The sequence below is a fragment of the Legionella beliardensis genome, assembly GCF_900452395.1.
Classification (GTDB): Bacteria; Pseudomonadota; Gammaproteobacteria; order Legionellales; family Legionellaceae; genus Legionella_C; species Legionella_C beliardensis.
This window is the reverse complement of record NZ_UGNV01000001.1, coordinates 2,353,462-2,377,154: the sequence shown is the minus strand read 5'-3', so window position 1 is coordinate 2,377,154 and position 23,693 is coordinate 2,353,462. Positions and strand designations below refer to the sequence as shown.

Below are 23,693 nucleotides of genomic sequence, written 5' to 3'. Positions count from 1 at the left end.
GCCTGAATTCATCCTGTAGCGGAGATTACCATGAATAAGTTGTGTTGGGTTGGTCTAACTGTTTGTGTTGGGCTATCAAGTTGCGTTGAGTATGATGAATCAACGTTAATTGCAGATGATAATGGTTACATGCATAGGACGACTCATTATCTACGTGATAAGCGAGGACGCGATTATTTTCCAATTCAGGCGCCTGCTACGGGTAGAAAGCAATTTATTTTTGATCCCAAAGCCTATGCCTGGGCTGCTTATGATGCTGAAGGACATCGGGTCATGACTGGTAGCGCGTCAGGCGGTAAGGATTTTTGTGAAGATGTCGGACAGCCTTGCCGGACAGTCACAGGTACTTTCCGCGTTTATAATAAGCGTGGTGTAGATTGTTTATCGGGTGAATATCCTGTAGAAACTACAGGCGGTGCTAAAATGCCTTACTGTATGTATTTCCATCAAGGTTATACAATTCATGCAGCTTACGAAGTACCTTATGCTAACTCCAGTCATGGTTGCGTGCGAGTTTTACCAAGCGCCGCAAAATGGCTGAATGAACAGTTTATGACCATTGGCACTCAGGTTACCATTTTACCTTATGCTGATGAGGATAGGTAATTGAATGGAATTTAAAAGATAAGTTGTTTTACTTTGCGACTTAAACATGACATCTAGAACACTCGTAGGTAGGGAAACGGTTACAATGTAGCCTGGGTGCAGGTCCAGAGGAGCGTAACCCGGGTTTCACTTCGTTGCACCCAGGCTACATCGTTGAAAGAAGGAAAGACAAGCTAGATAAAAAGAAAATACCGAATTACCGCGGCTTGACCGCGGTATCCATTTAGATTTATCTAAAATTTGTTAATTAAGAAAGATTTAAGGAACTACACTTGCTGGCTCTTTGATAATGACTGTGCCTGAATTGGTAGTGGTTGTTCCAGGGGCTGTGGTGACCGCTTGTCTTGGGGACGCAATCATCTGCATAATACCTAAATCGCCAGAAATTTTACGGCCAACGATTAAATCGACAGTTAGAAGTTGGGTTAATTTTTGTTTTTCATTTTGATAAATAACTTGCAGAGGAACACGCACTCGCCATTGATTATCTTTCACATTAGTGACTGTAATATTGCCATCAATAGTACTTGTTACCATAAGTTTTTGCGTACGAATAGCACCTAAATTACCCGATTTATTTAATGCATCATTAAAACTCTGCCAGCCTTGTTCGGTATAACATGGCCTTAGATTTGTTAATTGCTGAGCAATATTGACATGATCAAAATCAAACGATTGCCGAGTAGCATTATTTGCCCACTGCATAATAATAGAGTGCTCAATCTGAGTTGTTTCAGGTGGAATGTGGTAACTACAATTCATAGGCTGAGCCATGGACGTTGTGCCAGTTGCAGGTACTGTTGCTGTCGTTGTTGTAGTGGATGAAGGATTAGTAATAACTGTGGTTGTTGGCGCAGTTGTAGTGGTAGTTGGAACAGTGGTTGTGGTTGGAACGGTCGTTGTCGTAGTAGCGGGTACTGTCGTTGTAGCGGGTGCAGTCGTTGTAGTGGTTGCTGGAACAACAACTTTTTGTGTGGTTGTCGTTGTGGTGGTACTAGGCGCAGCCGCATAGACATTAGCTGTATCATTTTGGGCTAGCGTAATTTGCTTAGTATCAGTGATAGAATTAGTTGCGATAGAATTAGCCGCTACTTTTGCATAGCTATCTAAGGTTGCATTGACTAAAGCATCACTGGCCTCAGCATATATAGAACTGCTTATTATAGTTAATAACCCGCCGAACAACATAGTTTTTTTCATTCGTAATGCTCCTTGCATGAATTTTTTGGAACTACTATAAGCCTCATCATGATTTTAATAAATAGTTTAATTGTTAATTAATGATAGATAGCCTATTTTAACATTTATCGATTAAAAGAAATTTATTAATAAGATTCTAATAGTTCTGCTATTAGCATTGCTGCTAAACGCGCTGTTTTCTGACCCTGGTCAAGCGGTGGCGAGAGCTCAGCAATATCAATACTAACTACTTTGCCAGTTTGTATGATGTATTGCAACAGTGGTACAGCCTGCCCGGGTAACAAGCCTAGCGCTTGTGGTGCGCTCACGCCTGGTGCAAAAGCTTCAGCAAACGTATCGAGGCAAATGCTTAAATAAATAGCTTCTTGTTTGCTAATAAATTCTTTAATAAATTTAATTTGCTGCTTAAGGCCTAATTCATTCATTTGTTGGGCAGTTAAAAAGGAGACGTTGTAATCTTTTGCGAGTTTAAACAGACTTTCTGTATTAGCATGGGGTTGAATACCTAGGCAGCAGTAATTAAAAGGTCTATTCTTGCTCGCACAGTAGCGCTGTATTTGATAAAAAGGTGTTCCAGAGGTACTTTGATTTGCTTGATTAGTAGGGCGCAAATCAAAATGGGCATCAAAATTGATGACGCCTAGCTTAGGATAGTGATTAGTCAGGCCTAAGAAATGTCCCCAAGCAATTTCGTGACCGCCGCCTAAGGCAATCGTTTTGCAGTGATGTTCATGGCATTGCCTAATGATGTCAGCAAATTGATGTTGCGCTTCTTCTAAGTCTTGCTGTTTGCAAGCGATATTACCTAAATCATAAAGCTGACGTTTAGCATGCCAAGGAAGCTTGGCTAATTGCTCCCTTAAAGCCATTGGCCCTTCTTTAGCGCCTAGTCGGCCTTCATTACGCCTTATGCCTTCGTCACTATTAAATCCTAAGAAAACAGTTTGGGATTTAATATCTTGTAGTGAATGAATACGAATATCATAAGCTTTAATAGCTTGAAAGAAACGCTCATGTGGGAGGCTGTCTTTACGTCCTTGCCAAATTGAGGTGATGGGGGGCTCGTAATTATTAATTTCAGGTAACATAGGCTCTCCTTAATCAGGATATAATAGCGCCAGTTAACACGTAAATAAACTTAATTTATAGCAATTTTTATGGGAAAAAAGTGTTAAAATTAGCCAATTTTGAAATGTTTATTAGCATTGTTCATTGTTTTCGGTAGAATGGCCTATTTAACTCTTTAGAGCTAGTTAAGGAGAGATAATGTTTATCATTACTGGCGGTGGTAGCGGTATTGGTCGTGCTCTAGCGCACATATTAGCAGACCAAGGTTACTCGGTTCTAATTGCCGGTCGTCGCGAGCAGGCTTTAATAGAAACAGCCTCTTATTCTTCCTTAATTTCTATTTGCTGTGCGGATGTGGCGAATGCCGAAGGTCGTCAGGCTATTTTATCCTCTTTAAATGATAAGCCAACCCTTAAAGGCTTAATTCATAATGCAGGTGTCATTGACCCTATCGCGCCTGTAACTGCTATCACCGAAACTGCATGGCAGCAAACGCTTGCAACCAATCTTAACGCACCTCTATTTCTTACTCAATTGCTTCTTGATAAATTACAAGGTGGGCGAGTTTTAACCATTGGCTCTGGCGCTGCCTATTTTCCGGTCGCAGGCTGGGCTACTTATTGTGTCTCAAAAGCAGCACTTGTTATGCTAACTCGGTGCTGGCAATTAGAATGTAATACGGTTGCCTTTGCAAGTGTTAAACCGGGTATTATTGACACGGATATGCAAGCTTTAATTCGGCAAAGTGAGTCTATGGATGAAGAAAAAATTCAATTTTTTAAGACCCTTAAAGCTGAAAACCGCTTAATACAGCCTAGTACCGTCGCTCTTTTTTTAAGCTGGTTATTACTTAAGGTTAATCAAGATGAGTACAGTGCCGCAGAATGGGATATTTATGAAACCCATCACCATCATCTTTGGTTAACTAAACCCCACGTGGTACCAAATTGGGAGTAGAGCATGCTTGCTTGTGATAGGCTTTTAATCAATGCACAGACAATTGATGCTGATGGGTATTTGCAAACTCAACAAGCTATTGCCATTAAAGACGGTTTAATTAGTTGGTGTGGGCAGGAAAAAGATTTACCCTCCGTCAATGCAGTAAGCAGAGAAGACTGTAACAATCAGCTAATCACGCCAGGATTAATCGATTGCCATACGCACTTAGTTTATTGTGGCAATCGAGCGCATGAATTTAAACAGCGTTTAGAAGGTGCTACTTACAGTGATATAGCCCGAGCAGGTGGTGGTATTTTGTCGACAGTCAAGCAAGTTCGAGCAGCGTCGCAAGAGGAGTTAATTGAGCAGTCATTACCTAGATTATTAGCTATGCGTGCCGAAGGCGTGACAACCGTGGAGGTTAAGTCGGGCTATGGCTTAGACTTAATGAATGAGACCAAAATGCTCACTGTTGCGCGTCATTTAGGCAAGCTATGTGGGATGCGTATTAAAACAACTTTTTTAGGCGCGCACGCCATACCGCCTGAGTTTGCTAATAACACGCAAGGCTATGTTGATTATCTTTGTGCAGATGTCTTACCAGCAATGGCGGAATTAGAGCTAGTTGACGCAGTCGATGTGTTTTGTGAAGCAATTGCTTTTTCTTATAAACAAACCGAACAGCTTTTTCTACAAGCACAGGCGTTAAAGCTACCTATTAAATGCCATGCTGAGCAATTATCCAATCTGGGTGCCAGTAAGCTTGCAGCGGAAATGGGTGCCTTATCTTGCGATCATTTAGAGTTTTTAGATGAAGTTGGTGCAAAGGCAATGGCAAATCAAGGTACGGTTGCAGTCCTTTTACCCGGCGCATTTTATTTTTTACGTGGTACAAAAATACCGCCTATCGCATTGCTGCGCAAATTAGGAATAGGTATTGCAATAGCCACGGACTGTAATCCTGGCTCATCACCGACAACCTCGCTACCCCTTATGATGAATATGGCTTGTCAATTCTTTGGATTAACTGTAGAAGAAGTTCTAGCTGGTGTAACGACAAAGGCTGCGAAAGCGTTAGGTATTGAGCAGGAAGTAGGTGCTATTGGTGTGGGCTTAGCGGCTGATTTAGTACGTTGGTCGGTCAATGATAGTTCTATATTATGTTATCATTTCGGCTATCCATTACCGCACGTAACTATGATTGCTGGGCATTGGATTGATTAAAAAAAACTCGGAGGGTAAGTATATGTATCAATTAAGAATTTTAGTCTTAAGTTTCATGTTGGCTTTTACAAGTCACATCTGGGCGCAACCTAAAACAGTCGCAATTAAAAAAGAAACTAAAAATTTTATTTTAGATGTTAAATACCCGCAAGGTTTTAATAAAGGTCAAATTGACCAAGCTGTAAAGGCATTCATAACAAAAGTTAAAAATGCCCAAGATATGTCAGACTCAGATCCATTGACAGCAAACCTTCCTGGTAAAAATAGCTTATATATTGATTATAAAATTGCTTTTCAAAATGATCATGCAGTAAGCCTATTATTTAACATTTCAACTTATTCAAGAGGGGCAGCACACCCTAATAATACCGTAAAAACAATGAATTTTATTGATGGCAAACAGATTGGTTTAAGCAATCTTTTTAAACCAAATACTAATTATTTAACCGAGATTGCTAATTATTGCCGTACAAAATTACTTAAAATGGAAAATGCGGATGAAAAGTGGGTGAACGAAGGCACGCAGGCTATCAATAAAAACTATAAAAACTGGAATTTTAATGATCAAGGTTTAGCAATAATTTTTGACACTTATCAAGTTGCTGCCTATGTTTACGGCCCACAAACAATTATTATTCCGCAATCATCACTGGCAACATCATTACGTCTTGATATACAAAAGGCAGTTTGGGGCAATGCATGACCAATTCCGTGAATCCTAACATTTCTGCAGAGAAAAATATTCCTGAGCTGACGGTACGCAGTATAATACTCGCGATTATACTGACTGTCTTGTTAGCTATGTCAAATTCCTATCTTGCTTTGAAATTAGGGATTTTGACATCTGCATCTATTCCTGCTGCCATTATTTCAATGGGCATTCTTAGGTTATTTAAAAATGCGACTGTTTTAGAAAATAATGCTGTGCAAACTGCCGCGTCAGCTGGTGAAGCTGTTGCCGGGGGAATTGTTTATACGATTCCTGCACTGATTATTATTCATTACTGGCAGGGATTTGATTATTTAACCAATTTTTTTATTGCAGCAATTGGTGGGATTCTTGGCGTTTTATTTTCTATTCCTTTAAGACGTATTTTAGTGCATGAGCCTGCGCTACGATTTCCTGAAGGGCGGGCGATTGCGGAAGTATTAAAATCATCAAGTGAACGGGTAGGCGTTAGAGAAATTTTTCTTGGTGGTGCTGTTGGCGGCTTAATTGAACTTTTACAAGTAGGCTTTAAAGTTATTACCAGTAATTTTAACTTCTGGTTTGTTATTAAACGGTCTATTTTTGGGTTTGGTGCAGGCTTTTCAGCCACGATGATTGGTGCAGGTTACCTTATAGGCCATGAGATGGCTATTAGTATTTTTTTAGGTGCTATTATCTCATGGCTCATTGCCTTGCCAATTGTGAGTCAATTTTATCCTGAATTTTTAGCACAATACCCCTTATCTCAGGCAGCTACCGTGTTATGGGACAGTGAAATGCGCTATTTGGGGATAGGCGCGATGTTATTCGCTGGAACATGGACTTTTCTGCTATTGGTTAAGCCTTTAGCTAGAAGTATTACCCAATCGCTTAAGGCTTTTACGACTAAGCATACTTGGCCATCTCAAATTCCTAGAACAGACAGAGATATTCCAATTCCCTTTATCTTAAGCGGCATTGTTATCATGGCCGCCGTATTATTTTTATTCTTTCAATTTATTTTTCCAATTGAAGCGACAGGACTTGATGGCGATTTTGCGCCGACCTTAGTGTTTGCTGCGGTCCTTTATGTGCTGGTTATTGGTTTTTTATTTTCTGTCATTACAGGTTACCTGTCTGGGATGGTAGGTGTGACAGCTAGTCCAGGAAGTTCCGTGGTGATTGCAGGGATGTTATTTGCAGCCTGGATGTTATTAACTATCATCAACCATTTCTTACCACTACCTTTGACTAATAATCAAATTAAAGCAGCAGAAGCCATTACCATTATTATTGGTTCTGTTGTAACAGGGATTGCAGCCATTGCTAATGACAATACACAAGATCTTAAAGTAGGCCAATTAGTCGGTGCAACACCCTGGCGGCAGCAAGTCATGCTTTTAATCGGGGTTATTGTTTCGTCTTTAGTTATTCCCCCAGTCATGCAATTACTTTTTGATGTTTATGGTATTGCAGGGGTTATGCCTCGTGCTGACATGGACATAAGCCAATCATTGCCTGCTCCTACGGCAGCCTTAATGGCAGCCATTACTGAGGCTGTTTTTCGTAATACGCTACCGTGGACAATGATGTTTTTAGGTGCAGCAGTTATTGTACTGCTCTTAATTTGTATTAAATTGTTTAAACTAAATCAGTATTTAAGACTATCAATATTAGGTGTAGCCATTGGCATGTACTTACCCATTGCCTCATCATTTCCTTTATTTTTAGGCGGAATGATAGCAATGTATGTTAAATCCCGCTTAGATAAAAAATCATTTCCTAATGAGCAAAAAATCGAACGCAACCAACGAGGGACTTTAATTGCTTGTGGTTTGGTCGCAGGCTCAGCTATTGTTGATGTTATATTAGCTATTCCTTTCTCCATTTTTCATACGCCAGATGCTTTAAAAATTGTAGGGCCAGAATGGTATGTCTATGGGATTTTATTAGGCATATTATCAACATTTATATTAACTTTTTGGATTGAAAAACGGGTATGCAAGTCTAATCCGTGCTAACTCGTATTGATACCTAATTAAGCTTCAAGAGCTTTGGCTTTTTAGCCAAGGCTTTACTCAAGCTATTTGTTAACCTCCTTTATTATCAAACACCCACACGAAATAATTTTGGTAAATGACGCTAGTTTAATAATTATTTTGTATAAATATTTGCCAAAACATTTTATTGATGGTATTATTGCTCAATTTATGAGCAATCAGGGCTTATAATTAGTTTAGTTTTCTACTGTGTTTATCTGAAATATGACAGCAAAAAGGAGTTAGAGTGAAAGAATCAATGAAAAAGTTTTTTATATGGGGTTTACTTGCCTCGAGTCGCTTTACGCCTACGATGCAAGAAAGCTCAGAAGATGAGAAAGACGATTATTCATATGGTTCCATTTGTAATACGCACGGTCATTTTGCTAATAAGGTATTACAATATAGTCCAGAATTTCAGCAAGGATTTGATCAAGTGATGCAACTTAGGGCCCGTTATCAAGCAAATATAGATAGCAAAGTACGCAATTTAGAAAATGGCCCTGACAATAAATTTCATGCTTTATTTAAAGACCATAAGAATTATGAACAATTGAAAGACTATTTTAAAGTAATCGCTCGAACGGTAGAAATAGCTAAAATGCGCAGAGATGAGAATAGTGGATTTTGTGGCGAAGCTGCTGCAGCAAGTATCGTAAATAGCTTATTGCACCAACTTGAAAATAACGAACGACAAACAGTACAAGAAATCGTTATTCATTCTGCTGATAAAAGCATCAACCATGCTTTTGTTTTATATAATAGCAAGCGTTTGTTAAGTCAAAAGATAAACAATAACCAATTAAAAACTATCTTAAGCACCGTTTCAGCACCTGAAAAAGGAAAACCGGTAATTTGTGATGAATTTGATCATTTTCATGGCCCAGCATCGCAATGGCCTGAGGCATTTTTTAATGCAAAAACTCATAATTATGGTAAAGGCACGTATGCTTATATGGAAGTTAGGGATTACTCACTGCCACCCCTTCATAAAGATTTTAATGCTAAGCAAAGGAACTACATCAAGAGCTCACTTAAAAAATTATTATCTGAAGTTAAGATGTGTGATCATCAAGAAAATATGGCTCTTTGTAGTATGTAAAATGATTACTGCATCCTCGTTACTAGACTAGGCACTCTCACTAGGGTGTATCATTCTCTAGAAGGTATAGAAAGTTTAGGCACTTGGTTGTATGGCTATAATTAGTTTATCATATTCCTCAGCTTTTTCTTTATGAGCCACAAAACTCGGTTTAAATAAGCATGGTGTATAATGTATTTTAAGTGCTGGTGCTTGCTGTACGGTGCTACTAACTGTAGCCTGTAATTCTTGCGCTCTAAACGTTGCTTCTAAATCGTTTACAGTTTGATGAATAGAACTTTTAAGCTCGCCTAATTCACTCTCTAAGGCTGCTTCTAATGCTTGATACTCCTTGCAACCTTCCTTTTTTAATCTAGTTAAAATGATTTCTGGCGCGATGGTATAGCTTAATTCATTGTTGCTATGGATATCATACCATTCTAAATAGAGGAGGTTTAATTTAGCCGTATTTTCTTTGTGTGCTGCTATTTCCTCGGTAGTTAGGATACCTTGCTTTTTTTTAGATTGGTAAAACTTATCTAAATCGATGCATGTTTTAAGCTCTTGAATATAATATTTTTTAACCTCATTGGCTGTCTTTAGGTCTTTAAATGCGGTTAACATGCGTTGGTTAATTTGAAACTCAGGAATGTTATAGGGTCCATCATAATAAAACTCACGCAATCCATTATAAATTTTATCTTTTAAAAGCACATAATTTGTAGCAAGCGCAACTCCAATAAATAAAGTTGGTATGAATGCTGCAGCAAATGCTAATTCAGGCAAGCCTAATGGTGATAGTAAGGCTGCGACTAAAATAATAAAGGCAACAGCAACGAGTGCGGGCATAACAGTGCGATAAAGTTTGAAGAAAATACTTTTTTCATATAAAGCAATGTTTTTGTACTCAAAATAAAGCGGTAAAAAAGGATTAAGCAGGCTTGCCAAAATTGATTTTGTTTCCGCAACTTGTCCTGCAAAGCGATTATAGTTATAAAAGTCAAGAATCGCTAAAAATGAGCTTTCATTTTGAGTCGCAAAACCCGTAGCTTGAATAAAAGCGTGTGCATCTGATAGACGACGTAAAAATTCGTTGGTTTGATTAACAAGCGAATGATTTAATAAATGAGAAAGAGAGCTAAGTAAACTTTGGGGCAATAGTGGTTCACTTTGTTGCCATGCTTTGCCATTTATTAACTTTAATTGGCTTAACACATAGGTATTCAGTGCTTGATGATAGTTTTGCAATAGCTCACAAAGCCTTAGCTGGGATTGCTCATTAAATGCTTGTAAACTGGCCGCAGCCATCTGTTGGGCTTGTTCTTTATTAAATTGTTTTAAGTTAATAAATTGCAAATCATGTAAGGTAATTTGCTGCATACAATAGTAAAGAAGATCGCTAAGTTGCTTTTTTTCTAGGTTATATATTTCTTCTGGTGTTTGGTTTGAATGGTTAATCGCTGCTATTAATTTTTCAAACTCTGTTTGTGGGCTGGTTGCATTAAGTCGGCAGTTAAGTAAAGGAAAAAATTTAGCTAGATGAATTAAATCTTCAACGATTTGTTGACTATTTATTAGATTTCTTAATTCCGTTAATTTTATGTCATCTTGAAAGCTATGGTGCCATACGTCACTCGCTAACAGGTATTGCGTGTTTAGCTTTTCTATGGTGTCTTGATTTTGCCAATTCGGCACTTTTTCGAATTCACTGCGAGCTATTTTAAGAGATTGTTTTAAATGTACTTTAAGCCTGATATAGGTTTGCGAATATTCTGTATTAACAACTATTCGTCGTTCGTCTTCATTGAGAAAGCGCAGTAGCGGTAAGTCTTCTTGCAGTAACAGGAAATCGCATTTTTCTTTGATTAGCTTATAGTCTTGGTGGTCTTGGTAAGTTTCTTTAAAATCCGAAATACTATTGTCAATGTCATTAATTAATTGTTCTCTTCGCGTCTCTAATGGTGAAAAAAGCACATTAAATAAACTAACAGAGCTTTGAAAATTAGCAGTATCCCGTTTAATTTTCTTAATTAATTTAACAAAATCTTGTCCTATAGAAGTACTTTGGAAATGATGTCTTTCAGCTGATGGGAGTGATGCATAGGCTGGAATAATTTTTTCTGCAATATCTAAAAATTCCATTATTTTAATTATTTTTAAACCTATGGCATTTTTAACATAGAATTCTTAAGGTTTTATTAAGTGATTATAAAAAATCTTATATAAATTAAATATTTAAGTTAGCCCAGCGAAGTGGGCTGACGGTATTTGATGGTAAGAGGCCTATTAGACGGGAATACATAGCCAAATTATAACTAAGGAAACAATATAGCCAAGGGCCCAGAAAGTCGTACGCAATGTTGACCAATTAAGTAAATACAACGCATGGTATATTACTCTAGAAAGGAGATAAATAATGGCAAGCACTTGAATTGTATAACCTGTATGGCGTGTAGCAATAGCCGTTAGGCAAGCTGTGGCAAAAATAAGAAGTGATTCAAAGCTATTTTGATGCGCTGCAACCGCGCGTGCACCCCAGCCTTTTAAGGAGGCTTGCTGTGCCCTGGGGTGTTTATTGTCGTGGCCTCCAGGTTGCTTGTTCATTGCTACAACCACAGGAATCTTTGCAAGGTAAGGAAACAGGCAAGCAATAAAAAGACATAAAATTAAGGTAAACATCATCCCTCCAGTAGATCGATGCAGATTAAACCAATTAATACCTCACCTATCTTCCTGCGGGTAGAAATACTGTTGTTAACAACAGTATTTTGGTGAGCGCATAGCAAGCAAAGGCAGTTTGGCAGGTAGGCAGTTATTTCCAACCTTTATCAGGTGTAGGTGTAATTGGAGCATTTTCATTGCTTCTAAGTCAAGGTTAAATCAGAGTTAATTAAAGTAAGGTACCATAAAAGCTATTTAATGGCTTTTATGGTACAAGCGAATGTTATTCGTAACCTGTAAAACCATACAGATTCGAGATTAAGCTGTGCGTATTAAAGCTTTTCAATAGTTTGTCTATGCACTTGTAATTTTTCTCTTGCAAGTTGCGCTTGGGCTAACTTTTCTCTCTCTTTATCTATAATTTCAGCAGGCGCTTTATCAGTAAATTTAGGATTATTCAATTTGCTTTCAGCTAAAGTAATGTCTTTCTCTAATTTAGCAATTTCTCTATTTAAACGGCTTAATTCAGTTTCTTTATTAATAAGGCCTGCCATAGGAATTAAAAGCTCAAGCTCGCCAACTACGGCAGAAGCTGAAATAGGCACTTCCTCATCTTGCTCTAGAAAATGGATATAAGCTAATTTACTGAGCGTTGTTATTATATTATGGTAATGTTTAAAACGTTCTTTCTCAGCAGCAGAAGCATTCTTAACTTGCAACATAATTAGCTTGGCAGGTGAAATACCCATTTCACTGCGAATGGTACGTACTGATTGAATCACCTCTTTAACCCAAGCCATTTGAGCTTCTAAGGCAGTATTGATAAATTGCTCATTAACTTTTGGGTAAGTGCTGAGCATGATACTTTCACTATTCTGACTGGTTAGTTTGCTGGTGCGTTGCCATATTTCTTCAGTAATAAAAGGCATAATAGGATGTAGTAGTTTTAATACTTGATCCAATATATGAATTAGCGTTCTTCGGGTGCCACGCTTCATCGCACCCAGTGCTTGTGGGTCATAAAGAACAGGTTTAGATAACTCTAAATACCAATCACAGTATTCATGCCACACAAATTCATACAAAGTATTAGCTAATAAGTCAAAACGATAAGTCGCTAAATAATGATGGCAATCAGCGATGGTGTGTTGTAAGCAAGAGAGTATCCATTGATCAGCAGGGCTATATTGAAAAGCACCATCTTCTAAGTCAATTTGTTCTTCGGTATTAAGTAAAACATAGCGGGCCGCATTCCATAGCTTATTACAGAAATTTCGATAACCTTCAACGCGATGAAGATCAAATCGAACATTACGGCCAAAGGATGCGAGTGAGCAGAAGGTAAAGCGCAGCGCATCGGTACCAAAGGCTGGAATGCCTTCTGGAAATTCTTTACGAGTTGCTTTAGCTATTTTTTCCTTTAAAGAAGGAAGCATTAAATTAGCGGTGCGTTTAGCCACTAGGGTATCGATATCAATGCCATCAATAATATCTAAAGGGTCTAAAACATTCCCTTTAGATTTAGACATTTTCTGGCCCTCACTATCACGAATAAGACCGGTAATTAAGACTTCTTTGAAAGGTATTTTACCTGTAAATTTTAAGCCCATCATAATCATACGGGCTACCCAGAAAAAGATAATATCAAACCCTGTAATTAGCACAGAAGTTGGATAAAACTGTTCTAATTCAGGGGTGCGCTCAGGCCAACCTAAAGTAGAAAAAGGCCACAGTGCTGATGAAAACCACGTATCCAGAACATCTTCGTCTTGCTTAAGATGCAGTGCGTCATCAAGCTTATATTTAAAGCGAACATCTTTTTCACTGTAACCGACATAAATATGCCCATGGCTATCATACCAGGCAGGAATACGGTGTCCCCACCACAGTTGACGGCTGATACACCAATCTTCTATATTTTCCATCCATTGGAAGTAAGTTTTAGTCCAATTTTCAGGAACAAAACGAATTTCACCTTTTTTAACAGCATCAATTGCAGGTTCTGCTAACGGTTTTATTTTTACATACCATTGATCAGTCAATAATGGTTCAATAATTACATTAGATTTTTCGCCTCTAGGAACTTTCAATTTGTGCGGTTCTGTTTTAATAAGTAATTGCTTTTCTGTTAAATCTTCAATCACTTGTTTACGGGCAATAAATCTATCCATACCTTGGTATTTAAGCGGCGCATTTTTGTTTATTGCACCTTTCTTAGTAAGAATATTGATAGCAGGAAGGTTATGGCGTTTGCCAATTTCATGATCGTTAAAATCATGAGCAGGTGTAATTTTTACACAACCTGTACCAAACTCACGATCAACATAATCATCTGCGATAATTGGTATTTGCCTATCACAAAGAGGAAGCGCTACTTGCTTGCCAATTAAGTGCTGATAACGCGTATCCTCTGGGTGTACAGCAACCGCTACATCACCTAACATGGTTTCAGGCCGAGTGGTAGCAACAATAAGAAACTCATCAGAGTCAACGATTGGGTAGCAAATATGCCATAGAAAACCATCTTCTTCTTGGGAAATAACCTCTAAGTCCGAAACCGCTGTACCTAATTTAGGATCCCAGTTAACTAAGCGTGTCCCGCGGTAAATTAAGCCTTCATCATAAAGCTGTACAAATACTTTTTGCACGGCCCCAGAAAGGCCTTCATCCATTGTAAAGCGCTCACGTTTCCAATCAACTGAAGAACCAATTCGCCGCATTTGTGATGTAATCTGATGGCCAGACTCTTCTTTCCACTGCCATACGTGTTCTAAGAACTGTTCTCGGGTCAACTCTTTGCGCTGTAAGCCTTTATTTTCTAATTGACGCTCAACAACAAGTTGCGTCGAAATACCTGCATGATCAGTACCTGGCTGCCATAGCGTCTTATTACCCTGCATACGGTGGTAGCGAGTGAGTATATCCATTAAGGTATGTTGGAAACCATGGCCCATATGTAGGCTACCTGTTACATTAGGTGGCGGTAACATAATACAGTAATTTGGACCGTCGCCCTGAGGTTGGAAAAAATGTTGAGTTTCCCAGTCTTGGTAGCGAAATTTCTCTATTGCTTGGGGAGAATACGTCTTATCCATGGTTTAGCCTGTCATCAGTAGTAATGCATGAAACGTGTGATTTTAACATGCATTTACAGTTATTGACGACAATATTTCAAGCTTTGTACAATTTCTTCAGAAAATGAGTTTGCTTATTAATTAAGTATTATGAGCCAGCGGCGGATTTGCCTTAGTCTCTAAATTATCTGGCCCTTCATGGCGATGGTCAGCGGCCAGATAAGTATACATGGTTGGTACTACAAAGAGTGTAAAAAAAGTACCTATCAATAAACCAGCAGAAATCACAATACCAATATCAAATCGACTGACCGCGCCAGCCCCACTGGCAATCAATAAAGGAAATACGCCAAAAACCATTGCAGCAGTGGTCATGAGAATAGGGCGCAAACGAATGGCAGCTGCTTCTTCTACTGCAGCACGTTTGTCTAACTTTTTCTCTCTTTGCAATTGATTAGCAAAATCCACAATTAAAATGCCATGTTTACTGATTAATCCAATTAAGGTAATTAGCCCAACTTGGGTATAAATATTAATGGATGCCAACCCTAAATTAAGTGGAATTAATGCACCACATATAGACATAGGTACGCTAATTAAAACAATTAAAGGATCCCGAAAGCTTTCGTATTGGGCTGCTAAAACTAAGAAAATGACAATAATAGATAAGAAGAAGGCAAAAACTAAAGCAGTTCCTTCCTGGATATACTGTCGAGACTGGCCGCCAAAATCATACGTATAGCCGCGAGGTAAAATCGATTTGGCTTCATTTTGCAAAAGCGCTAAACCTTGCCCTAAGGTAACGCCAGGCATAGTTACCCCTTGAATAGTGGCAGAATTTAATTGCTGAAAATGGGTAACAGCATTTGGTTGTGTTTTTTCGAGTGGTGTTACAACGGTCGATAAAGGAATCATCGTACCGCTTTTAGAGCGCACATAAATTTTGCCCAGTTGCTCTGCGGTTAAACGATATCGCCTATCTAATTGCGGAATAACTTGATAACTGCGGCCTTGCAAATTAAAAAAGTTAACATAATTGCCAGATAATGCACTCGTCAAACTACTACCAATATCTTGCATATCTAAACCTAAATCAGCAGCTTTTGAGCGATTAATTTGTAGTTCAATTTCAGGTTGATTAAATTTAAGGCTGTTATCGAGAAAAATGAAATAACCGCTTTTTTGGGCTTTATTAAGTAATTGATTAGATATCTCAAATAGCGTCTGAAAATCATTGGTTGTTTTAATAACAAATTGAATTGGTGTACCACTGCCGCCCCCTGGTAAAGGCGGTGGGATAACAGCAAATGTTTTTAAGCCAGCCACTTGATCTAATTTATGTTGTAAGGGTTGTTTTAGGGCAAATTGAGAGCGGCTTCTTTCGTCCCAAGGTTTTAAGACCATGCCAGAAACAGGCGCACTTGTATTAATATTAAAGTAGTGGGCCGTTTCAGGGAAGCTTTTATAAATTTTATCAAATAATTGAGTAAAGGCGGCAATATAATTAATTGTTGCGTATTGAGGCGCTGTTCCGACAACGAAGAAAAATCCTTGATCTTCTTCAGGTGCGGTTTCCGTAGGCGTCGTAGAATATAAATAAGGTAGCATTAATAAAATGACAGCAGCAAGCACAAGCATGATAGCTCTAGTATCAAGCAAGCTGTGTAATTTTCTTTGATAATATACTTTCATCGTATTAAATTTTCTATCTAAAAAATGAGCAAATTTTCCTGAACTCATTTCGCTAGAGAGTAATTTAGAGCACATCATAGGCGTTAAAGTAAGCGCAATAATGCCTGAAATAACCACAGCACTTGCTAAAGTAAATGCAAATTCTTTAAAAAGAGCACCTGTTAATCCGCCCATAAAGCCAATAGGGGCATAAACTGCCGCTAGCGTAATCGTCATTGCAATAACAGGCACTGCAATTTCGCGAGCACCAATTATCGCAGCACTCAGAGGGGTTTTACCTTCTTCCAAATGACGATGAACATTTTCTACAACAACAATCGCATCATCTACAACTAACCCAATAGCTAATACAAAGGCTAAGAGAGTTAATAGATTAATTGAATACCCTAAAAATAGCATTAAGGTACATACACCAATAAGTGATAGGGGAATAGTGACTACAGGTATAATAACTGAGCGAATTGAACCTAGGAAAAGAAAAATAACGACAATAACAATCAAGGCTGCTTCCATGATAGTTAAAATAACTTCCTTAATGGAGGCTCGAATAAAATCAGTTGCATCATAAACAATAGTTCCCGTTAAAGATGGAGGAAATTCACGAGTAATAGAAGGAAATAGTTTCCGCACTTTACTAATAACTGTCAGTGGATTAGCCGTTGGTGTTGGAGTAATGGCAATAAATACGGCCTTTTTACCATTGAAAGTTACCGCTGTATTATAGTCTTGTGAGCCTAATTCTATTTTACCTATATCTTTTAAACGTATAATTGCTGTTTTATCACTTCTAACAATAAGCTTGCTAAATTCTTCGGTATTATTTAAATCAGTTTTAGCCGTTATGCTAAGAGCGACATATTCACCTTTGGTATTTCCAGCTGCAGTTAAAAAATTATTGCGTGCCAGCACTTGTGTAACATCAGCGGGCGTTACTTTAAACGCAGCCATTTTGACAGGGTCTAGAAAAATGCGCATGGAGTACGTTGCACCTCCTAAGATTTGCGCTTGCGCTACACCATCCACAGTTTGTAATTGGGGTTGTACGACACGCACGGCATAATCGGTAATCTGCTGTGGTGTCATATCAAGACTATCTAGACTTATGTACATTAAAGGTGTTGAGGCATCAGAGCTTTTAATAATGACTGGTTGTTGTGCTTGTGGCGGTAATTGATTTAAAGTTTGCTGTACTTTACTCATGACGTCAGTAAAGGCAACTTGCGGGTTAAAATTTAATTTAATTGTTAAGGTTATAGTACTTAAGCCTTGCGTACTAGAAGAAGTCATATAATCAATGCCTTCAGCACTCGCAACAGCCGCTTCTAAGGGGGTGGTAATGAAGCCTGCAATCAAATTAGAATCAGCCCCAGGATAACTGGTCGTAATCGTAATAACTGTATTATCCATTTGAGGAAATTGACGGATTTGCATGGTAGTTAATGAATTTAAGCCGAATAAAAAGATGAGTAAGCTAATAACGGTAGCTAATACTGGACGCTTAATAAAAATATCGGTGAAATTCATCCACTTTCCTAAAAATAATTCTTAAAGCTATTTTCTAAATCACGTGACGCTAGGGCTAGCGCGATTTTTTCTTATAACTATGCTTATTTAATTTACTCCGAAATACCGTGGCTTGACCACGGTATCCATTATTACTGCCCTAACGTATCAGGGTTTGCTACATCGTTGAGTTTGACATCATTATTAATGACAACTCGGGTGCCATTTTGTAGTTTAAGTTCACCTGAGCTTACTACTGTTTGGCCTGGACTTATGCCATCCTTGATGATTGTATAGTTACCTTCTTGCTCACCTGTATGCACAAATACGCGTCTTACCTGTAAAATATCGTTACCTTTTTCATCTTTTTTTCCATCCTTATTTTTTTCAATAAGAAATACTGAATTGCCATATAAGCTATAGGAAATAGCTGTAGAAGGTAAAACAACTACATTAGGAATAGAAGGCTGCTCTATATTAATTGCGGCAAACATGCCAGGAATAAAAATGAATTCATTAATACGATTTTTTGTATTTAAATTGGTATCGCAGTTGATAATTGTTATATTTCTATCTTCATCTTTTTTAATAGATATTAACTTTGATTTGGTAGGATCTTGTAAGGCTTGAGCAGGGCAGTTAGGTACTGTTGCTTGTACTAAAATATTGTGAGTATTGGTATCTACTTTAGCATTGATAGCCGTAATTTCACCAGTAAAAAATAGCTTTGGTAAACCTTCGACACTAAATTGAATTTTTTGCTGAAGGTGTAGGCGTTTATAGAATTGTTCCGGTAAATTAAATTCAAGGTAGAGCGGATCTAGGGATTGTAAAGTAACAATAGAGGTTTGTCCTGGTGAAATGTACTGGCCTAAATTAACTTGACGAATACCTACTCTTCCTGAAAAGGGGGCTAAAATGTGTTTTTGTCTAATTTGTGCTTCTATTTTTTCTACATTAGCTTGAGCTTGCTCTAAATTAGCTTTAGCTTCATCGACATTTGAGCTTGGGGTGGCGCCTCGCTTATATAAATCGGCTTGTCGCTGATAACTAATGGCTTTTAAATCTTTATCTGCTTGATTAAATTTTAATTGAGCTTGTTCAACACTGTCATCAATATCTATTAAAGGCATGTCTTTCTGAACGTATTGCCCTGAATCAAAATGAATCGCAACGACCTTACCTGAGGCTTCCGAGTTAACTTCGACGCCATTGATAGCAACGAAATTACCAACAGCCGCGATACGTGGTTCCCAATTTTTTTGAATTGCTTTTACAGACGAGATCGTAACTGGCGCAGATTGGTATTGACTAAAAAAGCGCTTAATCATAACGCCTTTAAATAAGTTAAAGGCAATAATTCCTCCAAAAACAATTATCAACGCTATTATCATAATAGCCATGCGCTTTTTCATTGTTAGTCCTTCAAATAGCCAGGCAGTGAAGAGCTGGAGGGTTGAATTAAATCATTATTATTAGTAATTTAGAATCAAAGTAGTTAACTGCTCGATTCTAATTAAGCACTAATATACCACAATTAGTTAATAGTTGAAGTAGTAAGAAAATAATTGTGAATACAAAAAAAACCTATTGACTAAATGACATCCTTTGTTACCATGCTTTTTGTTTTTAAAACAAAAGGGGTAATTATGAAACTGAAATCTTTATTGCTTGCTTGTGGTTTAGGTTTATTATCAACTGCATATGCAGAAAACCACCATGTTCATCCAAAAGCAGAAGGACTTAAATCAGAAGCTGTTAATTCTGCTAAAAAAGCGATGACACCAGGCTATTGTGAAATTGAAATCATTAATAATAGCTATGATAATGTGACTGTTTATGGTCGTTTTGATGATGGTAGCTCTTTAACGCCTTTCAATGTTTACAGCTTTGAAGCACCTCATTATATTGATCTGCATTATTACGGTTATTGCCACAGAGATATGTATTTAGACATCGTCACGTTTAATGGTTACCACATTTACTCAGGTTACACCCGTTCAGAGACAACTGTAAGAATAGTTCCTTATCTTAAAAATCAAGTGAAAGCTGAAATCAAAGCAAAATAATTCATTTGATATTCATAATCTGAGCGCGATAATACTATTGCGCTCCTTATGTGGCTTGGAGGTATTATGAAGCGTTTTTTTCTAATTTTACTACTGCTGCCATCATTAGGGATTTGTTCGGCTACTCGTTATCACACGCATTCTTTTTCTGATTTCATTCAGCGAATTACAACGATTCATAGACATGACAATTCAGACGCTATAAGAGGTTACCATAGAACTTATAACGTACGTGTTCCATCCTATCACCGTTATTATAGGCCTTATAATCGCCCCTATAATGTGCCTCGTGAATCATACGACAGTCATTATCATGAGCATTTTAATGGTAATGATTATAATAACAGTCATTTTCATGGCCATAGGTAACTGCTGTAATTTAGGTGAAATTAAGTTTAAAGCTTGCTCGAACTATAAACAATAAAAAACCTAATTGACGAACAAGCTTTAATTAGACTGCTTGCTTTACTTTCATTTTATGAAGGCTCACAAAGACGATTGATTAAGTTAACTTGCTTTGTTTTTGTATATTACGAGTTAGAGGGATTAAAGAAACCTTAGTTGTTTATCTATTAAAAAATTAGTCATAAAATTAATGTAATGTTATTTGATTTTTATAAGGCAATTTAAGTAAGATCTACGCTAGGTAATAAAGCTTATTTCATTTGCTACAATCTGGCTATAAATAAATCTATAATAACTTCATTTCTGAGAAAGAGGGCTGCTAATGTTTGATAAACAGGGCACGATTGCTAATTTTGATGACCAACTTTGGCAAGCAATAGAGGCGGAAAAGAAACGGCAAGAAGAGCATATCGAGTTAATTGCCTCTGAGAATTATGCAAGTCCTCGTGTTTTAGAAGCACAAGGTTCAGTACTTACAAATAAATATGCGGAAGGCTACCCTGGTAAGCGTTACTATGGTGGTTGTGAGTATGTGGATATCGCTGAACGTTTAGCCATTGAGCGAGCTAAACAATTATTTAAAGCAGATTATGTGAATGTACAACCACATTCTGGTTCGCAAGCAAATGCAGCTGTCATGATGGCTCTTTTAAATCCAGGTGATGTAATTATGGGCATGGCCTTACCGCATGGTGGGCATTTAACCCATGGCTCAAAAGTTAATTTCTCAGGAAAGCTGTATCAAGTTATAGATTATGGCCTTGATGTAAAAACAGGCTTAATTGATTATGACGCCTTAGAGGAAAAAGCACAGCAACATCGCCCTAAACTCATTATTGCTGGTTTTTCAGCTTATTCACAGCAGCTAGATTGGGCACGCTTTCGTGCTATTGCGGATAGCGTAGGGGCTTATTTACTGGCGGACATGGCGCATATAGCAGGGCTTGTTGCTGCAGGGTTACATCCATCGCCCATTCCTTATGCTGATGTTGTGACAACAACAACGCATAAAACATTACGAGGGCCTAGAGGTGGCTTGATTTTAGCCCGCTCAAATGAAGAGATTGAAAAAAAATTAAATTCTGCTGTTTTTCCAGGTATGCAAGGTGGCCCTTTAATGCATGTCATCGCAGCGAAGGCAGTCGCCTTTGCCGAAGCGTTACAACCTGAATTTAAAGTCTATCAACAGCAAGTCTTAGCCAATGCAAAAGAAATGGCAAAAACATTGTTAGGAAGAGGGTATGCTATCGTGTCTGGTGGCACACAAAATCACTTGCTGTTAGTTGATCTAATTGAAAAAAATATAACAGGCAAAGATGCTGATGCAGCATTAAGTAAAGCAAATATTACGGTAAATAAAAACTCTGTACCTAATGATCCGCGCTCACCTTTTGTAACAAGTGGCTTGCGCTTAGGAACGCCTGCGGTAACTACACGTGGCTTTAAGGAAAAAGAAATAAACACAGTGAGTGGCTGGATTTGTGATATTCTTGATAACATGGGTAATGAAGATGTTCTTACTCGGGTTAAAAAGCAAGTTGTACAATTGTGTCATGATTTTCCTGTTTACTCTAACTAATTAATTATCATGTATTGTCCTTTTTGCCATGCAGAAGAAACGAAAGTTATTGATTCTCGTTTAGTGACAGAGGGCGCGCAAGTTCGTCGTAGAAGGCAGTGCTTGTTATGCCATGAGAGGTTTACTACGTTTGAAACTGCTGAGCTTATTATGCCTCTTATTGTTAAGCGTGATGGTCGCAGAGAGCCGTTTAATATAGATAATTTGCGCTCAGGGATGCAAAGAGCGCTGGAAAAAAGACCTGTTAGTGTGGACTCTATTGAAGCTGCAATTGCTAATATTATGCAAGATATTCGCCGTCGTGGAGAGCGTGAAATAGAAGCTAGCTTAGTTGGTGAGTTAGTCATGAAACAATTATACAATCTTGATCATGTTGCTTATGTTCGTTTTGCATCTGTTTATAAACGTTTTAAAGATATAAGTGACTTCAGACAAGCTATTGATGAAATGAAAGATGATTAAGAGGTAATGGTGGAAAAACATGCTATCCGAGGTAAGCGGCGCGCACGTAGACTTGTGCTACAGGCTTTGTATCAGTGGCTCATGTCAAAGCACGAGCTGTCGGAAATAGAAACTCAATTTCGAGTTGCTAATAACATGGATAAAGTTGATATTGATTACTTTTGCCGTCTTTTATACGGCGTTCCAAAGTCATTACAAGCTATTGAGGAAAGTTTTACTCCTTTTTTGGATATTTCTATTGAAAGCCTAAATCCAATTGAATTAACTATTCTACGATTAAGTTCTTATGAACTACTGTATTGCTTGGATATTCCTTATCGGGTTGTGCTAGATGAAGCGGTAACTTTGGCAAAAGAATTTGGTTCTCAAGATGGTCATCGCTTTGTTAATGGTGTGCTCAACAAATTAGCTAAACAAGTACGAACTGTTGAAATTAATCATCAGCTATGAATGAATTTTCACTCATTGATTCATTTTTTAAAAAAGGAGCTCTATCCCGCAAGGATGTTATTTTTGGGATTGGTGATGATGCGGCTTGTTTAGAAGTGCCTGTTGGACACCATTTGTTAGTGAGTACTGATACCTTGGTGGCTGACGTTCATTTTCTAAGTGATTGGGATCCATACGCTATTGCTTTTAAGGCGGTCATGGTTAATGTCAGTGATATTGCTGCTATGGCAGCCATGCCATGTTGGATAACCCTAGGATTAACGCTACCTACTTTAGATTTGCCATGGTTAGAGCGTTTTTCTGCCGGGCTGCATGCGGCTTTAAAACAATATAATATTGCTTTAATCGGTGGCGATACAACAAAAGGTCCATTAAGCATGACCTTAACTATTCATGGTTTGGCGCCAATGGGTAAAGTAGTAAGGCGAACTGGTGCAAGGCCAGGTGATGAAATTTGGGTGTCAGGAGAATTAGGTGCTGCTGCCCAAGCGGTAAAATTTTTAAAGCAACCTAATAATCTTAAGCTGCAAGGTTTTTCTTATCTATTACAAAAATTACAATTTCCTATGCCTAGAATAGACTTGGTTCCGCTACTACAGTCATTCGCCTCAGCAGCTATTGACATTTCTGATGGATTAAGTGGTGATCTTGGCCATATTTGCGAGGAAAGTCAGGTTGGCGCTTGTTTGGATTTAGCTTCTATTCCCGTTCATCCTCTGGTAAAACAATATCAAGGTGCAAATGCTATAGACTTTGCTTTGCAAGGCGGTGATGATTATGAATTATGCTTTACTATACCCAGCGGTTATCATCATGCTTTTTCACAAACTTTAGAAAAGCATGGGCTAACTTGTTATCAAATTGGTACTATAGAAGCTGAAACAGGCCTTAGAGGTTTTTATGGTGGACAAGTTAAGGCTATATCAGTAGATAGTTATAGCCATTTTTAGGAA

Annotated in this window: 19 protein-coding genes; 12 read left to right on the top strand and 7 right to left on the bottom strand. The window is 38.0% G+C overall.

The annotated features are described in order from the left end of the window. The first annotated feature begins 30 nt into the window (after window positions 1–30). Complete coding sequence (locus tag DYE47_RS10480) at window positions 31–606, top strand: L,D-transpeptidase (protein ID WP_115303220.1); 576 nt, start codon at window positions 31–33, stop codon at window positions 604–606. A gap of 258 nt (window positions 607–864) precedes the next feature. Here the strand turns inward: DYE47_RS10480 and DYE47_RS16405 are convergent, their stop codons facing one another. Together DYE47_RS16405 and hutG are read right to left on the bottom strand one after the other, a co-directional pair. Then, window positions 865–1,806: a DotI/IcmL family type IV secretion protein gene (locus tag DYE47_RS16405; RefSeq protein WP_242604197.1), complete on the bottom strand. Its 942-nt coding sequence runs from the start codon at window positions 1,804–1,806 to the stop codon at window positions 865–867. Window positions 1,807–1,931: 125 nt separating this feature from the next. Then, a complete protein-coding gene (gene hutG / locus DYE47_RS10465; protein ID WP_115303217.1) occupies window positions 1,932–2,894 on the bottom strand; it encodes a formimidoylglutamase in 963 nt (320 codons plus the stop codon). A gap of 178 nt (window positions 2,895–3,072) precedes the next feature. On the opposite strand from hutG, the gene DYE47_RS10460 reads away from it, so the two are divergent. From DYE47_RS10460 to DYE47_RS10440, 5 genes are all read left to right on the top strand, one after another. After that, complete coding sequence (locus DYE47_RS10460) at window positions 3,073–3,831, top strand: SDR family NAD(P)-dependent oxidoreductase (RefSeq protein ID WP_115303216.1); 759 nt, start codon at window positions 3,073–3,075, stop codon at window positions 3,829–3,831. A gap of 3 nt (window positions 3,832–3,834) precedes the next feature. Beyond that, on the top strand, window positions 3,835–5,037 hold the full coding sequence (gene hutI, locus DYE47_RS10455) for an imidazolonepropionase (protein ID WP_115303215.1): 1,203 nt from the start codon (window positions 3,835–3,837) through the stop codon (window positions 5,035–5,037). 22 nt (window positions 5,038–5,059) lie between these two features. Next, window positions 5,060–5,740: a DUF3298 and DUF4163 domain-containing protein gene (locus tag DYE47_RS10450; protein WP_115303214.1), complete on the top strand. Its 681-nt coding sequence runs from the start codon at window positions 5,060–5,062 to the stop codon at window positions 5,738–5,740. Then, window positions 5,737–7,746, top strand: coding sequence for an OPT family oligopeptide transporter (locus tag DYE47_RS10445; RefSeq protein WP_115303213.1), 2,010 nt, complete (start codon window positions 5,737–5,739; stop codon window positions 7,744–7,746). Before DYE47_RS10450 ends, DYE47_RS10445 begins: the two co-directional genes overlap by 4 nt. A 265-nt stretch (window positions 7,747–8,011) precedes the next feature. After that, window positions 8,012–8,866: a hypothetical protein gene (locus tag DYE47_RS10440; protein ID WP_115303212.1), complete on the top strand. Its 855-nt coding sequence runs from the start codon at window positions 8,012–8,014 to the stop codon at window positions 8,864–8,866. Window positions 8,867–8,941: 75 nt separating this feature from the next. On the opposite strand, the gene DYE47_RS10435 is transcribed toward DYE47_RS10440, so the two are convergent. From DYE47_RS10435 to DYE47_RS10415, 5 genes are all read right to left on the bottom strand, one after another. After that, window positions 8,942–10,987 carry a hypothetical protein gene (locus DYE47_RS10435; RefSeq protein ID WP_115303211.1) on the bottom strand — a complete coding sequence of 682 codons (2,046 nt, stop codon included), beginning with the start codon at window positions 10,985–10,987 and terminating at the stop codon, window positions 8,942–8,944. A 144-nt stretch (window positions 10,988–11,131) separates the two neighbouring features. After that, complete coding sequence (locus DYE47_RS10430) at window positions 11,132–11,524, bottom strand: MAPEG family protein (RefSeq protein WP_115303210.1); 393 nt, start codon at window positions 11,522–11,524, stop codon at window positions 11,132–11,134. A 314-nt stretch (window positions 11,525–11,838) separates the two neighbouring features. Further along, window positions 11,839–14,601 carry a valine--tRNA ligase gene (locus tag DYE47_RS10425; protein ID WP_115303209.1) on the bottom strand — a complete coding sequence of 921 codons (2,763 nt, stop codon included), beginning with the start codon at window positions 14,599–14,601 and terminating at the stop codon, window positions 11,839–11,841. A gap of 120 nt (window positions 14,602–14,721) precedes the next feature. Beyond that, entirely contained in the window at window positions 14,722–17,796 is a 3,075-nt protein-coding gene (locus DYE47_RS10420) for an efflux RND transporter permease subunit (protein WP_115303208.1), read from the bottom strand. 131 nt (window positions 17,797–17,927) lie between these two features. Next, entirely contained in the window at window positions 17,928–19,190 is a 1,263-nt protein-coding gene (locus DYE47_RS10415) for an efflux RND transporter periplasmic adaptor subunit (RefSeq protein WP_115303207.1), read from the bottom strand. 234 nt (window positions 19,191–19,424) lie between these two features. On the opposite strand from DYE47_RS10415, the gene DYE47_RS10410 reads away from it, so the two are divergent. The 6 genes from DYE47_RS10410 (at window position 19,425) to thiL (ending at window position 23,690) form a co-directional block, all read left to right on the top strand. Further along, the gene (locus tag DYE47_RS10410; protein WP_115303206.1) at window positions 19,425–19,844 is read left to right on the top strand and encodes a hypothetical protein; all 420 of its coding nucleotides are present in this window, start codon (window positions 19,425–19,427) and stop codon (window positions 19,842–19,844) included. Between the two features lie 66 nt (window positions 19,845–19,910). Further along, window positions 19,911–20,213, top strand: coding sequence for a hypothetical protein (locus DYE47_RS15955; protein ID WP_131750071.1), 303 nt, complete (start codon window positions 19,911–19,913; stop codon window positions 20,211–20,213). Window positions 20,214–20,571: 358 nt separating this feature from the next. After that, window positions 20,572–21,828, top strand: a complete 1,257-nt coding sequence (gene glyA / locus DYE47_RS10405; protein WP_115303205.1) for a serine hydroxymethyltransferase — start codon at window positions 20,572–20,574, stop codon at window positions 21,826–21,828. A 9-nt stretch (window positions 21,829–21,837) separates the two neighbouring features. Beyond that, window positions 21,838–22,290, top strand: a complete 453-nt coding sequence (gene nrdR / locus DYE47_RS10400; protein WP_115303204.1) for a transcriptional regulator NrdR — start codon at window positions 21,838–21,840, stop codon at window positions 22,288–22,290. A 9-nt stretch (window positions 22,291–22,299) separates the two neighbouring features. After that, a complete protein-coding gene (nusB, locus tag DYE47_RS10395) occupies window positions 22,300–22,740 on the top strand; it encodes a transcription antitermination factor NusB (protein WP_115304072.1) in 441 nt (146 codons plus the stop codon). Further along, window positions 22,737–23,690, top strand: coding sequence for a thiamine-phosphate kinase (gene thiL / locus DYE47_RS10390; RefSeq protein WP_115303203.1), 954 nt, complete (start codon window positions 22,737–22,739; stop codon window positions 23,688–23,690). The genes nusB and thiL overlap by 4 nt, the downstream gene beginning before the upstream one ends. The last annotated feature ends 3 nt before the right edge of the window (window positions 23,691–23,693 follow it).